Annotated in this window: 14 protein-coding genes; 7 read left to right on the plus strand and 7 right to left on the minus strand. The window is 31.0% G+C overall.

The annotated features are described in order from the left end of the window. Positions 1-6 precede the first annotated feature (6 nt). Together ruvA and L0U77_RS02450 are read right to left on the minus strand one after the other, a co-directional pair. Positions 7-588 carry a Holliday junction branch migration protein RuvA gene (ruvA, locus tag L0U77_RS02445; protein WP_101918615.1) on the minus strand — a complete coding sequence of 194 codons (582 nt, stop codon included), beginning with the start codon at positions 586-588 and terminating at the stop codon, positions 7-9. 58 nt (positions 589-646) lie between these two features. Next, positions 647-2,932, minus strand: a complete 2,286-nt coding sequence (locus tag L0U77_RS02450) for an NADP-dependent malic enzyme (RefSeq protein WP_101918614.1) — start codon at positions 2,930-2,932, stop codon at positions 647-649. A gap of 140 nt (positions 2,933-3,072) precedes the next feature. Here L0U77_RS02450 and L0U77_RS02455 point away from each other — a divergent pair, with 140 nt between their 5' ends. The 5 genes from L0U77_RS02455 (at position 3,073) to L0U77_RS02475 (ending at position 9,946) form a co-directional block, all read left to right on the plus strand. Beyond that, positions 3,073-3,708: a PAS domain-containing protein gene (locus L0U77_RS02455; RefSeq protein WP_101918613.1), complete on the plus strand. Its 636-nt coding sequence runs from the start codon at positions 3,073-3,075 to the stop codon at positions 3,706-3,708. Positions 3,709-3,867: 159 nt separating this feature from the next. Beyond that, complete coding sequence (locus tag L0U77_RS02460; protein ID WP_233861513.1) at positions 3,868-4,482, plus strand: PAS domain-containing protein; 615 nt, start codon at positions 3,868-3,870, stop codon at positions 4,480-4,482. A gap of 176 nt (positions 4,483-4,658) precedes the next feature. After that, entirely contained in the window at positions 4,659-7,361 is a 2,703-nt protein-coding gene (locus L0U77_RS02465; protein ID WP_233900685.1) for an AsmA-like C-terminal region-containing protein, read from the plus strand. Positions 7,362-7,400: 39 nt separating this feature from the next. Further along, on the plus strand, positions 7,401-9,662 hold the full coding sequence (locus tag L0U77_RS02470) for a DUF5686 family protein (protein WP_233897649.1): 2,262 nt from the start codon (positions 7,401-7,403) through the stop codon (positions 9,660-9,662). Positions 9,663-9,703: 41 nt separating this feature from the next. Further along, a complete protein-coding gene (locus tag L0U77_RS02475; RefSeq protein ID WP_233897648.1) occupies positions 9,704-9,946 on the plus strand; it encodes a MoaD/ThiS family protein in 243 nt (80 codons plus the stop codon). A gap of 109 nt (positions 9,947-10,055) precedes the next feature. Here the strand turns inward: L0U77_RS02475 and L0U77_RS02480 are convergent, their stop codons facing one another. Genes L0U77_RS02480 through recO form a run of 3 tightly spaced genes read right to left on the minus strand, consistent with a single transcriptional unit; the run spans position 10,056 to position 13,617 of the window. Beyond that, positions 10,056-10,328: a DUF3817 domain-containing protein gene (locus L0U77_RS02480; protein ID WP_101918608.1), complete on the minus strand. Its 273-nt coding sequence runs from the start codon at positions 10,326-10,328 to the stop codon at positions 10,056-10,058. 10 nt (positions 10,329-10,338) lie between these two features. Next, complete coding sequence (locus L0U77_RS02485) at positions 10,339-12,882, minus strand: TonB-dependent receptor (protein ID WP_233897647.1); 2,544 nt, start codon at positions 12,880-12,882, stop codon at positions 10,339-10,341. 3 nt (positions 12,883-12,885) lie between these two features. Next, on the minus strand, positions 12,886-13,617 hold the full coding sequence (gene recO / locus L0U77_RS02490) for a DNA repair protein RecO (RefSeq protein WP_233900686.1): 732 nt from the start codon (positions 13,615-13,617) through the stop codon (positions 12,886-12,888). A gap of 125 nt (positions 13,618-13,742) precedes the next feature. On the opposite strand from recO, the gene L0U77_RS02495 reads away from it, so the two are divergent. Continuing rightward, the gene (locus L0U77_RS02495; RefSeq protein ID WP_233883330.1) at positions 13,743-14,213 is read left to right on the plus strand and encodes a CYTH domain-containing protein; all 471 of its coding nucleotides are present in this window, start codon (positions 13,743-13,745) and stop codon (positions 14,211-14,213) included. Between the two features lie 2 nt (positions 14,214-14,215). Here L0U77_RS02495 and trhA read toward each other — a convergent pair whose 3' ends face one another. Further along, positions 14,216-14,857, minus strand: coding sequence for a PAQR family membrane homeostasis protein TrhA (gene trhA / locus L0U77_RS02500; RefSeq protein WP_233897645.1), 642 nt, complete (start codon positions 14,855-14,857; stop codon positions 14,216-14,218). Positions 14,858-14,860: 3 nt separating this feature from the next. Beyond that, positions 14,861-15,631, minus strand: a complete 771-nt coding sequence (locus L0U77_RS02505) for a lysophospholipid acyltransferase family protein (protein ID WP_233883326.1) — start codon at positions 15,629-15,631, stop codon at positions 14,861-14,863. A gap of 114 nt (positions 15,632-15,745) precedes the next feature. Between L0U77_RS02505 and trpS the strand changes: the two genes are divergently transcribed. Beyond that, complete coding sequence (trpS, locus tag L0U77_RS02510) at positions 15,746-16,714, plus strand: tryptophan--tRNA ligase (protein WP_233861538.1); 969 nt, start codon at positions 15,746-15,748, stop codon at positions 16,712-16,714. The last annotated feature ends 22 nt before the right edge of the window (positions 16,715-16,736 follow it).

Here is a 16,736-nt window from a genome sequence, read left to right on the forward strand (position 1 = left end):
GCTGTTTTATAAATTTTTCAACGCCTGTTTTATTAGTGTTTCAACACTAGCGTCAGGTGTTTCTTTTAGTATATTTCCAAGAACTCTGTCTGCTTGTTTTGGTAAAAAGCCAAGTACTTGTAAAGCAGATAACGCTTCTTCTTTATTTGTATTGTTTTGGGTGATTGAAACTTCGTCTAAATCAAAGATTTTCACTATTTTATCTTTTAAATCGACAATAACGCGTTGTGCAGTTTTCACGCCAATTCCTTTAACAGCTTGTATTGCTTTCACATTTTCTGAAGCGATGGCTTGTTGTATTTCTTCGGATGTCATCGATGACAACATCGTTCTCGCAATACTTGGTCCTACGCCAGATACGGAGGTTAGCAATCTAAAAATCTCTCGTTCTACTTTATTGAAAAACCCATATAACGTGTGTGCATCATCCCGAATTGATAAATGCGTATATAAAAGTACGTTTTCATCGGCAGGTAATAAGGAATAGGTATGTAAAGAAATATGCAATAAATATCCTACGCCATTACAATCGATGACTACATGCGTAGGGCTTTTTTCTACGAGTTTTCCTTTTAGTTGTGTTATCATTTACTTGATTTTCAAGGGTTCTAAAATAAACAAAAATTTATATTAATTTTTAAATTATTTATGATTGCTTATTTTTTCGTTCTTTATTTTGAGCATCTACAACGGCAACTGCGGCCATATTTACCATTTCATCGACACTTGCACCTAGTTGTAAGATATGCACAGGTTTACTCATTCCTAATAAAATAGGTCCAACAGATTCTACACCATCAAGTTGTTTCATCAACTTGTAGGTAATATTTGCTGATTCTAAATTTGGAAATATTAAAATATTTGGTCTTTTACCATTTAATTTAGAGAATGGAAATTCTTTGGCTAATAATTCAGGATTTAAGGCAAAATCGGCTTGTAATTCTCCATCAACAATTACATTTGGGTGATGACGGTGAATATACGCAACGGCTTCTCTTATTTTCACTGAACTTTCAGCTTTTGATGAGCCAAAATTTGAAAAACCTAGCATTGCAATATGTGGTGTCATTCCGAACATTTTAGCAAGTACGGAAGTTAATTGTGTTATTTTGGCTAAATCTTTGGCTGTTGGATTAATATTAATAGTTGTATCGGCTAAAAACATCGGTCCTTGCTTGGTGAGCATCATGTTTGTTGCTGCTACCCTAGTAACGCCTTTATCTTTTTCGATTAATTCTAACATTGGCTTTACCACCGATGCGTACGATCTTGAATATCCAGTAATTAGTGCATCTGCTTCTCCAGTATTTACCATCATCGCGGCAAAATAATTACGTTCACGCATCCATTTTTGCGCCTCTAAAAAGGTAATTCCTTTACGTTGTCTTGTTTTCCAGAAAGTGGTTGCGTATCTGTTTCTAGTGTCGGTTTGTTCGTCTGTTTTAGGATCGATAATAAGTACATCGGCATCAAAACCTAGTTCTTCTTTCAACTCTAAAATCACGTCTTTTCTTCCTAATAAGATTGGAATTGCTATTTTTTCATCAGAAACTCGCTGTGCAGCTTTTAACACATCGATTTGATCTGCTTCAGCAAATACAACACGTTTTGGATCTTTTTTGGCTCTGTTGTGTAGCAATCTAATTTCTTTACTTCCACTACCAGACCTATCCATTAATTCTTCTCGATATGCTTGCCAATCGGTAATTGGTTCTTGTGCTACACCTGATTCCATAGCTGCTTTTGCAATTGCTGGAGGAATTTCATAAATTAATCGAGGATCAAAAGGTTTTGGAATAATATATTCACGACCAAAAGAAAGGCTCACTTCATCATATACGATATTGACTTGTTCTGGCACCGATTTTTTAGCTAAATCTGCTAAGGCGTGTACGGCTGCCATTTTCATTTCTTCATTAATTTTGGTGGCTCTAACATCTAAAGCACCTCTAAAAATAAAAGGAAAACCAAGCACATTATTTACTTGATTCGGATGATCAGATCTTCCTGTTGCCATAATAATATCATCACGAGTATCCACGGCTGTTTGGTATTCAATTTCAGGATCTGGATTTGCCATGGCAAAAACAATCGGATCTTTTGCCATTGCCAATAACATTGCTGGCGTTACAATATTTCCTTTTGATAATCCAATAAAAACATCGGCATTATGCATCGCTTCCTCTAAAGTATGTAAGTCTTTATCGGTAGCAAATTCGGCTTTTTGCGAGCTTAAATCATCTCTATCTTTTCTGATAACACCTTTACTATCGCACATAACCACGTTTTCTCTTTTAGCTCCTAAAGCTAAATACAAACGAGTACAAGAAATTGCAGCGGCACCTGCGCCGTTTACTACAATTTTCACATCTGCTATATTTTTACCAATAATTTCGATGGCATTTTTTAACGCTGCAGTAGAGATAATAGCGGTTCCATGTTGGTCGTCATGCATTACAGGAATGTCTAACTCCTCGATTAATCTTCGTTCTATTTCAAAAGCTTCAGGAGCTTTAATATCTTCTAAATTAATCCCACCAAAAGTTGGTGCAATCGCCTTGACCGTTTCTACAAATTTATCCACATCAGTGGTATCAACTTCAATATCAAAAACATCGATATCTGCAAAAATTTTAAACAGTAAGCCTTTCCCTTCCATCACTGGTTTAGAAGCCTCTGCCCCTATATTTCCAAGTCCTAAAACAGCTGTTCCGTTTGAAATAACGGCTACTAAATTTCCTTTAGCCGTATACTTGTATACATTTTTTTTATCTTTTGCTATTTCTAAACAAGGTGCAGCAACTCCTGGTGAATATGCTAACGATAAATCGTGTTGTGTGGCATATTTTTTAGTAGGTACTACTGCTATTTTCCCTGGTTTTGGCTTGGCATGATATAACAAAGCTTCACGTCTTTTTCTAGAATCACTCATAGTTTCGTTGTTGTTTGTTTGAACTCACAAATATACATTTTTGTAAGGGAGTTAAAAGTTAAAAATATTACTAAAATAATCTAATACAAGATAATTTCTTCTTAATTTTGTTTTTTTACTTAAAACAAATAATATAGAATATGGATACCTCCCCTAGGCAAATAATTGACGAAGAAGTAAAATGGGATAAAACCCAAACAATTGTTAGTAAAACTGATACTGCAGGAACAATTCTTTACGCCAATAGTGTATTTACAGATGCCTGTGAATATAGTGCTATTGAATTAATTGGTGAGCCTCATAATATTATCAGACACCCAGATATGCCTAAAGTTGCTTTTAAGGCCTTATGGGATGCCTTGAAGCAAGAACAGAACTATCATGCCATTGTAAAGAACTTAACAAAAACAGGTAGATATTATTGGGTTATTACTGATTTCACCATTGATAAAGATGATGCTGGAAATGTTACGGGATACACTGCACGAAGAAAATCAGTACCGCCTAGTGTTGTTAAAAAAATCGAACCTTTATATCAGATATTATTAGATATTGAAAAACTAAAAGGTGAAAAAGCAAGTGAACTCTATTTTGAAGCCTACTTAAAAGAAGAAGTTGGTAAAAGTTACGACGAATTTGTCGTAGATTTATTCAAAGAAGAATCTTTAAATGAAGAAAAGCTAAAAAAGATAGCTGAAATAAAAGAAATAGAGCCTGAATACGAAAGTAAACTTAAAAAGGGCTTAAATTGGTTTTTCTTTGGTGATTTCATCTAAACAGAGGAACTAACTAGCTCATAATAACACGAATACTATAGGAAACTGCTTACTTAAAACATAAGCAGTTTTTCTGCGTTATACAAATATTTAATTGATTTAACATTGCAGTGTTAAGTAAATGTTATAATTTTGCGGTGTTAAAGATAAAAAAAACAAATGATAAAAAACCCACTTCGCCCCCAGCAAATTATTAATGAAGAAATAAAATGGGACAAAACACAAACAATTATTAGTAAAACAGATGCTTCTGGAACTATTTTGTACATGAATGATGCTTTTGAAGCAGTTTCTGAATACAATAAAATTGAATTGATTGGCGAACCTCATAATATTATTAGGCACCCGGATATGCCTAAAATTATTTTCAAAGTATTATGGGAAAACTTAAAAGGAAAAAAGAACTTTCATGCCATTGTTAAAAACCTAACCAGAACAGGTAGATATTACTGGGTAATTACTGATTTCACCATCGATAAAGATGAAAAAGGAAATGTAGTTGGTTATACTGGTCGTAGAAAATCCTTACCAAATAGTGTTGTCGAAAAAATAGCACCACTTTATAAAACACTTCTAGAAATAGAAAAAATAAAAGGTGAACCTGCGAGTAAATTATATTTCGATGCCTATTTAAAAGAAGAAATCGGTAAAAGTTATGACGATTTTGTCGTAGATTTATTTACAGATGAATCTATGAAAAATCAAAAAATAGAAAAAGTAGCAGCCGAAGAAAAACCTAAAAAAGGATTAAAATGGTTTTTTTCTAAAAACTAATCGTTTTTAAACTTAAAATTATCCGAAAATAAAAAAGCTATCTAAATTCATAAATTTAGATAGCTTTTTTTTTATTAAAACAGTATTTTTTTTAGTTTCATTTATTATCTTTTTCTTAACAAATAATTTCGGAACTTTGTATCTTCTACAAATCGATGCTTTTAAATTTTTTATCCATGAAAAATATATATAAAATACTGATAACCATATTTATTGCTTTGTTAATTTTATTAATTTCAATACCCTTTTTATTTCAAGATAAAATTATCACATTAGTTAAAAAAACAGTAAATAATAACATCACGGCACAGTTAAATTTTTCAGAAGCAGATCTTAGTTTGTTTCGAGATTTTCCAAACGCATCAGTGCGACTCTCTAATGTTTCTATCATCAATAAAGAACCTTTTGATGGCGATACCTTATTATTTGCCAAAGAAATTAATTTGGACTTAAAACTTACCGAATTATTAAAAAAAGCAACAGAAAAACTGACTATTCAATCTTTTTCTATTGAAGATGCAACGGTTAATGTTCTGGTCAATCAAGCAGGAATTGCCAATTATGATATTGCAAAACCAACAAAAAATACGCCAGAAAACACCGAAATAAATAATCAAGAAAATCAAGCAACAAGCAATTTTGGACTTGCGATTAATTCCTATGCTATCAAAAATACATTGATAAAATATCATGATAAAAAAAGCAAGCTAAAACTTATATTAACAGATTTTAATCATCATGGTAAAGGTGATTTTTCAGAAGCTATTTCGGAATTAAACACGCAAACAACTACGAATATTTCATTTGAAATGGATGGAAATTCTTATGCGAAAAATCAAAAAATAGCCTTAGACGCCCTGTTAAAAATAGACTTAGTTAATAGTAAATTTTCATTTTTAAAAAATGAAGCCAAACTAAATGAATTGCCCTTAATTTTTGACGGATATGTACAATTAAATGAAAAAAATCAAGAAGTAGCTTTAAGCTTTAAAACGCCTTCTTCCGATTTTAAAAACTTTTTAGGATTAGTCCCTAAAAGCTATACAAAAAGTATCGAAAATGTAAAAACATCAGGAAACTTTAGCATATCAGGAACTGTAAAAGGACTCGTAACCGATACTAAAATTCCGCTTTTAGATATTTCCGTAAAAGCCGAAAATGCTTCTTTTAAATATCCTGATTTACCTAAAAGTGTGCGCAATATTACCATGGATATGCGCTTGAAAAATACTTCTGGAATGATAGATGATACTTTTATAACAATCAACGGACTTTCTTTTAAAATTGATGAAGATATTTTTTCTGGTAGTGGAACTGCTTATAACATCACCAAAAACCCAAAAATTGACGCTAAATTAAAAGGAACTTTAAACTTAGCAAACCTTCATAAAGCGTATCCTGTTAGCTTAGAAAATGAATTACAAGGAATTTTAAAAGCCGATTTACATACCCAATTCGATGTAAATGCCATTCAAAATAATGTGGTAAATCGCATTAAAAATAATGGGCATATTGAAGTAGATAATCTTGTATTTTCTTCGGATGAAATGATACACCCAATCCATATAAAAAGTACGAAAATTAATTTTACACCTACAGTCGTTACCCTAGAAAACTTTGATGCAACCACAGGAAAAAGTGATATCAAGGCTACTGGAGAACTTCAAAATTTAGTAGGATTTGTTCTTGCTGATAAAAATTTACAAGGAAATTTTAAGCTAAATTCCAACGCTTTTTATCTGAATGATTTTATGCAAGAAACTGCTACTGAAAATTCAAAAAAAGAACAAGATAAAAATCAAGAAACAACAACGGCTTCCTTAAAAATTCCCGCATTCTTAGATTGTAAAATTTTAGCCAACGCAAATACCGTTTATTACGATAATTTAACCCTGAAAAAAGTAACAGGAATCTTATTGATAAAAAATCAAAAAGCAACCTTGCAAGATGTAAATGCACAACTATTTAAAGGAAATATTTCTTTTAACGGAACTGTAAACACGCAGGAAAAAACACCTTCTTTTAATATGGATTTAGGCATCAAATCTTTTGATATAGCCGAATCTTTTAACGGATTGGAATTACTTAAAGCTATCAGCCCGATTGCAGGAGCGATGACAGGAAACTTAAATTCAACCATTAATTTATCAGGAGTTTTAAATAATGATTTTACACCCGATTTAGCATCCTTATCAGGAAAAGCATTGGCAGAATTATTAAACACTAAAATTAATCCAGAAAAAACAAAAGCGTTAAGCCTTTTAAGTAATAAAATTTCATTTATTGATATGAATAAACTAAACTTAAAAGACCTTAAAACACAAGTATCTTTTGAAAAAGGACAAGTTGTTGTAAAACCTTTTCAATTAAAATATAACGATATTGACATTAATGTAGGCGGAAGTCATAGTTTTGACCAAAATATGAATTATAACATCACCTTAAATGTGCCCGCCAAATATTTAGGAAGCGAAACTCAAGGTTTACTTGCCAAACTAAGCGAAAAAGATCAAAATATGACCATACCAATTACCGCAAATATTACAGGAAATATGAAAAACCCTTCGGTAAAAACAGATATGGCTTCTTCGGTAAAAAATTTAAGTCAAAAATTAATAGAACAACAAAAAGAAAATTTAATTAACAAAGCACTTGGGAAAATATCAGGAAATAAAACTACAAATCAAGCTACAAATTCAGTAAATAACACTGTCAAATCAACCGTAAATACTATCGGGAATCTACTGGGAACTAAAAAAACAGATTCCACTAAAACAAACACGACCAAAACAGAAAAAACTACAGAAACTGTAAAAAAAGTAACCGATGTTTTAGGCGGATTATTTGGTAAGAAAAAGAAAAAAGAAGACGAAAAATAATTTGTTACGACAAATAAAAACAGGTGTATTCAATAAATTATGAATAAAAAAAGTATCGTATTCTTTTTGATATTGTCAATAAACTGCTTCAATTCTTTCGCTCAAATTATAGACAAAGAAGTTATTGCAGATGAAGTTTTAGAAGAGGTTTTAATCGCTTCTAAAGTAAATACTGCCAATATAATTATTAAAAAAGCCATCGCTTCTAAAAAGAAAAATACCGATAAATTTGCAGAATACACCGCCGATTTCTATTCTCGTGGATTATTTAAAGTTAAGAATCTTCCCAAAAAATTTTTAGGAAAAGAAATTGACGATATGGGCGGAGGATTAGACACCACAAGAAGTGGAATTGTCTATCTTTCTGAAACAATTTCTACAATTGCCTATCAAAAGAAACCTGAAAGATTTAAAGAATATATTCTTGCCTCTAAAGTTTCGGGAACCGATAACGGTATTAGCTTTAATCAGGCAAAAGAAGTGAATATCAATTTGTATAAAAATGCCGTTAAATTTGGCGATGCTCTATTAATTTCACCCATCGCAAACAATGCTTTTAATTATTATCACTACAAACTAGCTGGTACTTTTTATGATGAAAAAGGAACTTTAATAAGCAAAATAAAACTACTTCCTAAACGAAAAAATGACCCTGTTTTTAGCGGATATATCTATATTGTAGCACATAGTTGGGCAATTTATAAAATCGATGTAACAGTTACAGGCGCTCAAATAAGTATGCCAATTGTAAAATCATTACGATTAAAACAAGAGTATTCACAAAAAAATGATGCGTGGATGCCTAGTAGTCAAATTATCGATTTTAAAGCAGGAATTTTTGGCTTTCATTTTAATGGACGGTTTTCAGCAACCTACTCCAACTATGATTTTAAACCTAATTTTGACAAACAATATTTTAGCAATGAAATTTTATCTTTTGATGAAAATGCCACTCAAAAAGATAGCACATATTGGAAAAAAAATCGTCCCGTACGTTTAACATCCGAAGAAATTGCCGATTACAAACTCAAAGATAGTTTGAAAATTATCCGAAGTTCAAAGAAATATACCGATTCCATCGATAAAAAAAAGAATCTGTTTAAAGCTTTTAACATCATTACTGGATATTCACACAATAATACACACGAAAAATGGAAACTCCGTTTTTCATCACCTATAAAATATTTAAGATTCAATACGGTTCAAGGCTGGAATTCTTTTATTGGAATCAATTTTTCAAAAGATCTCGACGAAAAAGGACAAAAATTAAGTACAAATACAAAAATAAATTACGGTTTTGCTGATAAAAGAATAACTGCTGTTGCTAATTTTTCCTATAAATGGAACAATATTGACAAACCAATACTAACAATTTCTGGCGGAACAACAACCGCTCAATTTAACGATAACAAACCCATTTTACGACTAGCAAATACAGGAAGTTCTATCTTTTTTAAAAATAATTACATCAAAATTTATGAGAAAAAATTTGCTAAAATTGCTTTTTCCCAAGAACCTGTAAATGGTATCGAGTTGGGTTCATCCTTAGAATATGCCGATAGGAAACCACTGTTTAACAACACTGATTATGTACTGTTTCCGAATAAAGATGAAATTTACACATCGAATAATCCGCAAGAACCAACCAATTTTACAAGCTCATTTACACCTCATAATATGTGGTTATTTCGAGTAAGTAGCACCGTTAATTTTGGTCAAAAATATGTATCCTATCCTACAAAAAAACACAATATCAAAACTCATAAATATCCGTCTTTAACTGTTGGATATCATAAAAATTTTGGTGCAAATAAAGCTCGTTGGAATTCACAAATGATGTATTCAGAAATTAGTCAAAAAATAAATTTAAACAATTGGGGCGTATTTAAATATCGAATAAAAGGCGGACTATTTTTTAAGAAAAAAGACATTCCATTTATGGATTATGCCCATTTTAATGGAAATCGCTTGCTCATTGCTCCTAAAAAAAACTATGTAAACAACTTTTATAATTTGCCCTATTATCAATTAAGTACAAATGATAAATATGCTGAATTTCATAGTGAATATAATTTTAAAGGCGCTATTTTGAGTAAAATTCCATTGTTAAATCAACTAAATTTTCACTTGGTTGGAAGTGCCAAAAGATTGCTTACAGCCAATCAGAAACCATATTCGGAATTGGCTATTGGTTTGGATAATATCGGTTTTGGAAAATGGCGGTTTTTACGAATCGATTTTGCACATGCGATTTTTAATGGAAAACGTGAAAATAGTATTGTTTTCGGAATTAAATTGTAATTTTAAAACTTCAAAATAATCAATATATTTAATAAATTCTGATGAAAATAACCGTATTATGTTTCGGTATTGCTACCGATTTAATCAAAAAATCCTCTTTAGAGCTAACGCTTCCCGAAAATTGTACCGTTACTTCTTTTAAAAAATTACTAACAACACAATATCCTGAATTAGCCAATATAAGTGCCTACGCCGTTGCCATTAACGAGCGATATGCACAAGAAAATGATACGATTAAAGAAAATGATATTATCGCTATTATCCCACCTGTTAGCGGTGGCTAATCGTTAAAAAAAAGCACAAAACACTCAAAAACAGGTAATTATTTATTTTCGAGTGTTTTCATTTTGATAAAAATTTCAATAAAAAATTTCAATAAAAAAGCTGTTAAAATTACGCTTTTAAATATTTTCCAACAAAGAAAGTTCCGAAAGGTAACAACGATAATACACAAACTATTCCGAAGGTTTTCGTGTTCCATTGCTGTTCTGGTTTTAACATAATCGCTAAAATTATGTAGGCTACAAACAACAATCCGTGAGGCATTCCTAGCATTTTCACATAGCTTGCATCGCCTTGTAAATATTTAATCGGAACAGCTATAAAAAGCAATAATATGTAAGATATTCCTTCTAATAAACTTACAATTTTAAAAATATTAATCATGTATCTAAATTTAAAAATTAGTTACTAAAGATACTGAAATATTACGTCCAGAAGCTGAAATTCCTGAAGCAAATTCTTTATAATGTGCATCTAATAAATTACTACATTGTGTTTGTATGGTAACATTCGAATTTACGATATATTTAGCATATAAACCAAGCGTTACCCAACTTGGCGAACCATAATAGCTATCAATATCTTTTGTTATATCTTGATTTACAACTGGTGTTTGTTGCTGATTATCAATCCCTTCTTCTATATTATATTTTGAAATATCTTTTTTAGCATTAAAGATCAAATTTGCTCCAGATTCGAATTTTTCATTAAAATAATTCAATTCAAAACGACCAAATAATGGCGGAATTGATGATAATGGTAAATTGGTATCATAAGCCCTTCCTTTGGTATAAGTTATCGTTCCTAAAGTTTTCCAATTTTCGGATATTTGTCCTTGATAACTAAGCGTTCCGCCAGTAATATAGGCATTTCCTTTATTCACATTTGCCACGATATTTGTGAGTTCTTCTTGATATAAAATTTTATCTTTTTCACCTAAAATAAACGCTTCTCTGTAAATATAATTATTTAATAAAGTGTAATATATATTTGCTCCGATTCGGAATTTTTTATGATTGAAATATTTTTGAGCGCCAAGTTCTGCATTATAGGCGTGTTCTGGTTTTAAGTGGATATTTGGCACAGTAACTTCACCATTTTTTTCTCTAACTTTTCCAACATCATCAATATTTGGCGAGCGAAATCCTGAAGAGAACACCGTATTTAATTGCCAATTTTCAGCAGGTTTATAGACATATCCAGCGGTTGCGGTTACGGCGGTATTTTCTAAATGAATATCATTGCTTGGTAATTTTATAAATTCTTGATTTTTCCAATGAGCATTTAATTGGGTATTGGTGCATCGAATTCCTGTATTTAAGGTAGAATTACGTGAAATATCTTGGCGATAATCTAAATACATTGCCGAACTAAAATAATTACTTCCGCCATCAGGATAGCGAGATTGCACGATAAAATCATCTTCAAAACCGATACTATTATTTCTAATTTCAGAATTATTGGTATTGTTAATTTTTAGTATTTTTCCATAAGCTTTGGAATTTACATCATTATACGTAAGTTCAAAACCGTAGGCTAAATCTCGTTTTTTTGCTAGTGGAACAGTAAAATCGGTATTTATGCTAAAAACGTTTACATTTTCGTGTTTATACGAGCGTTTTAAACTTCCAAATTTTCGTTGGATACGACTTTCTTCAATATTTTGATACGCTAAAATAATGGTTCCTTTTTCAAGCCATTTTTTCTTCGGATTGATGTTTACTTCTGATGAAATTAAGAACCTATTTTGCGGTGTATAATACCATTCTGCAAATTTTAAACGGCCATCTTTTAGTGCTGTTAATTTATCAAATCTAGGAATATCGGAAGAGGTAGAATATTGAATATTCAATTTAAAATCGGTATTTTTTGATAATGGTACAAAGAATTTCTGCAAAAAATCTGTTTGATGAAATCCTGTATTTTTTTGTAAATTTACATTGGTGTTTTTCTTCGGATTTTCCGTGTAATTTCCGTTTAAATTATCGGAATAAAAAAAAACTTTTCCCCAATTATCGAAACCGTGCGTACGGTTTTTTCCCATTTTTAAATCCTCAAAATTGCTATGTGAAATATTGGTAAGCGATGCCCATTTTTCAAATTGTAATTCGGCAGTTATTGAATTTGTTACTTCATTATTTACCGAACTGTATCGCAAAAAATGACTTGCTTTTATAGTGCTTTTTTTAGAACTATTTTTGCTTTTATTTTTGCTTTTATTTTCGTTTTTATTTTGATTCGATACTTTAAATAGTTTTGGCGTTTTCGTATAATAATGAATAACACCTCCCAAGGCATCTGATCCATAAATAACTGAAGAAGGACCAAAAACAACTTCTGTTCGTTCCAATAAATTTGGATTTACGGTAATGGAATTTTGCAAATGTCCTTTTCTGTAAATCGCATTATTCATACGAACGCCATCGACCACTAATAAAACACGATTACTTTCCATCCCTCTAAGTACAGGACTTCCGCCTCCAAATTGTGATTTCTGTACTTTAATTCCTGCGATATTTGCTAATAAATCAGCGGAGGTTTGAGGTGATATCTTTTGAATATCTTGTAAGGAAACAACCGCAATTTGTTCGGCAATTCTGTTTGTTTTTTCTTTATTTTTAAATACTGAAACAATAATTTCATCTAATTGTTCCGTATGTTTTGATAAGTAAACTTGATAGTTATTCTTTTTTAATACGGCTTTTTTTTCTTGAAAATCGGCATAAGAAACGTGTGAAAAAATCAAAATTTCCTCTTTTTTAAACTCCGAAATATTCACAAAACCAGCAACAGAACTAATCGCCGATTTTGTTTTATTTTTATTATATACAGCAACGCCATCAATTGCTTTGCCTGTTTTAGCATCAATTAATGTAAGCTTTTGCGAAAAAAGAACAAGGCTTGTAAATAAAAAAAATAAGACTATAATTGGCTTCATAAATCAACTAAAAACGGTTTCTAAAATAACTAATGATTTTGGCTCTTTGAATCCTGCTACATGCAATTCAAAATATCGAATTATAATACCAAGAATACTTTTTCGTTCCTTTTTATCATAAGAAAGCGTATTAATTGCATCAAAATTTATGCCCAATAGCTTTTTAAAAAGCAGTAATTCACTTCCTGTAAGGATTAATTTTTCATATTGAGCCTCTGTAAACCGTCCTTCTTCTAAATTAAATGCAGGTTTATTGCTTTGAGAAACATCAGGATAAAAACCTAAAAACTTTGATAAATTCAACAAAAAAACTAAGTGAAAATTAGCTATTTTATCGTGTGTATCCAACCAAATTAACGCCGTTTCGAGATACTGATATAAAACGTCATTTTTTTGTTCTTCTCGTATAACTTTTGACAATATTTCTGATAAAAAAAGTACAATTGATTGTTTTACAATCGATGTATAAATATCTTGATACGCATAGATTACTTGGGCTTCTTTTATCGAATTTAAGGCATTTTTACTGTTTTTTTGACGATGATTTGCCACAATTTGTAACTGTGTTAAAGGCTGAAAATACGCTTTTTTAAGCGCACCTTTTCTCGATGTTAAAACACCACGAATCATATAAGAAGCAATGCCTTCTTCCAAGGTAAAACAGCTTACAATTAAACTGGTATCGCCATATTTTATAGCACTCAAAACAATTGCTTTTGTTGTAATTAATGCCATTTATTTTAAAAATTTACTGCTTAATTTTTTAATAATTTTGATAAAAAAACTCAAAGATATTTAATAATAACTACAAAAATGATACATTCGTTAAAACTTGAAATAACTTCTTATAAATTTTAAATATGACTTTTGAAATAGAACGTAAATTCTTAGTAATTTCTGATGCCTACAAACAAGAAGCACATCAAAAAAACTATATAAAACAAGGTTTTTTAAACTCTCAAAAAGAACGTGTCGTACGAGTTCGCATTAAGGATGATAGCGGTTTTTTAACCATCAAAGGCGCATCAAATAAAAGTGGCACTACTCGTTTTGAATGGGAAAAAGAAATTCCGTTACAAGAAGCCCAAAATTTATTGAAGTTATGCGAAAAAGGGAGTATTGAAAAGTATCGTTATTTAGTAAAATCAAATAATCATACTTATGAAATTGATGATTTTTTAGGCGATAATAAAGGTTTAGTCGTTGCAGAAATAGAATTATCCGAAGAAAATGAAGCCTTTGAAAAACCTGATTGGCTCGGAAAAGAAGTTACAGGAATTGTGAAATATTACAATTCGAATTTAAGTAAAATGCCTTTTTGTAATTGGTGAAATTACACATATTTAAAAATTGCCCAAAAATGACTAAAGCTTCCTAAAAGTACAAAAACATGGAAAATAGCATGATTATAAGGCACTTTTTTAATCGAATATAAAACAGCACCAATCGTATAAAAAATACCGCCTGCAATTAAAAAAAATAAACCCTCTGATGCTAAATTATCCATCAACGGTTTGATTAAAAAAAGTACTTGCCAGCCCATTATTAAATACAATATTGTTGATAATTTATCATATTTTCCTGTAAAAAAAAGTTTCAAAACAACACCTAGCAACGCAAATAACCACACAAAAATAAACAAATACCAACCTGTTTTTTCGGGCAAAATAACCAAGCAAAATGGCGTATAACTTCCTGCAATTAACACATAAATTGAAGCATGATCGAAAATATTTAGCCTTCGGCGGATTGTTGCGTTTTTAGACGCATGATAAAAAGTAGATGCTGTATATAAAATCAACAAACTAAAACCATATATCCCAAAACTAACGACCTGCCAAAAATCTTGATATACAACTGATTTTAATATCAAAAAAGGAAAGGCAATTATTGCCAATAATAAACCAAAACCATGCGTTAATACATTTAATTTTTCCTCTTTCGCACTGTAAATAGGCGATATTTTTGAAGTCATTTTTTAGCTCTTTTTTAAACGATTCGTGTCCTTCATATACAAGTTATCGTTTGATAATTCCTTATATAATAGCTCAAAAGCTTGCTTATTTAAGGCTTTTTTATCTTTCGGAACCAAATCTGAAGTTGCTATAAATGGTAATTGTTTTACACGAAAAACACCAGGATATCCTTTAAAAATATCCCAAGAAAATAAACGTTTTGCATCAAAATAAACTTGTGGCACAATCGGCATATTATATTGTATCGATAAACTAAATGCACCATTTTTAAAAGGCGCTAAAATCACCTCTTCCGATGGCACTAATCCTTCAGGAAAAATAGCGATACTCAAACCTGTATCCAAACGTTTTTTAATTTGTGTATAGACTTCTCTTCGACTTTTTGGATCATTTCTATCGACCATAATTACGGCTTTTTTATAGAAAAAACCAAATAATGGCACTTTTGATAACTCTTTCTTCCCGACAAATAAAATCGGGTTTTTACTCGAAGCAATCAATATCCAAGGATCTAATAAAGAACTGTGATTGGCTATAAAAACATAACTTTCTTCAGGATTTAAAACTTCTTGTCTATCAAATTTAAGCCTAAAACCCATGGCGTAAATTAAAAAAAATGACCAAACTCGCATCAATTTCCAAAAAGAACCATACTTTTTTTCATCCGATAACAGAAATAACACAAAAGGTGTCATCATAAATACCGATAAAATCATCAAAAAATAAAACCAAATTCGCCAGATTAATCGAAAAGGAAAAAGTATATATTTCATAAATGCGAATGTACTAATTTCTTTCTTTTGATAAATTTAAAATGTATTTTTGCTATCATACAAGTACTGATAATAATTGCAACGATTATTATTATAATTTTTCAAAACAGATATATGTCAAGAATTTTAACAGGAGTACAAAGTACTGGAACTCCACACTTAGGAAACTTATTAGGTGCCATTTTACCCGCTATCGAAATGGCAAATGACGCTAAAAATGAATCGTTTATTTTTATCGCTGATATGCACTCGTTAACTCAAATTAAAGACGGAAACGAATTAAGAGAAAACACCTATAGTGTAGCAGCAACTTGGCTTGCCTGTGGAATTGACATCAATAAAACTGTTTTTTATCGCCAAAGTGATATCCCGCAAGTAGCAGAATTAAGCTGGTATTTAAGTTGTTATTTTCCGTATCAACGTTTAACATTAGCACACGGTTTTAAAGATAAAGCCGACCGTTTAGCCGATGTAAATAGTGGTTTATTTACCTATCCAATGCTGATGGCCGCCGATATTTTATTATACGATGCCCAAATTGTTCCCGTGGGAAAAGACCAATTACAACACCTAGAAATGACTCGAGATGTTGCCAATAGAGTAAACAATGTTATTGGTGAAACTTTCGTGTTACCACAAGGAAAAACCAGTGAAAACACCAAACTAGTTCCTGGAACTGATGGTGAGAAAATGAGTAAATCAAGAGATAATTTTATCAATATTTTCTTGCCAGATAAAAAATTACGCAAGCAAATAATGGCAATTCAAACCGATAGCAAAGCTCTTGAAGAAGTTAAAAATCCTGATACCGATAACGTATTTGCTATTTATAGTTTATTAGCTTCGGATGCTCAAATTGCTGAAATGCGTGCCAATTATGAAGGTGGAAATTACGGATACGGACACGCAAAACAAGCCTTGTATGAACTTATTATTGATAAATTTTCAGACGCTCGTGCAAAATACAATCATTACATGGAAAATAGAAATGAAATTGATGAAGCACTAGCCGTTGGTGCAGAAAAAGCCCGCAAAGTAGCCGATGAAGTATTACAAAGAGTGCGTGGAAAAATTGGATATTAATACATTTTTTTTAATATTTCTA

This window comes from Tenacibaculum piscium, from assembly GCF_021390715.1.
In the GTDB taxonomy this organism is placed as follows: Bacteria; Bacteroidota; Bacteroidia; order Flavobacteriales; family Flavobacteriaceae; genus Polaribacter; species Polaribacter piscius.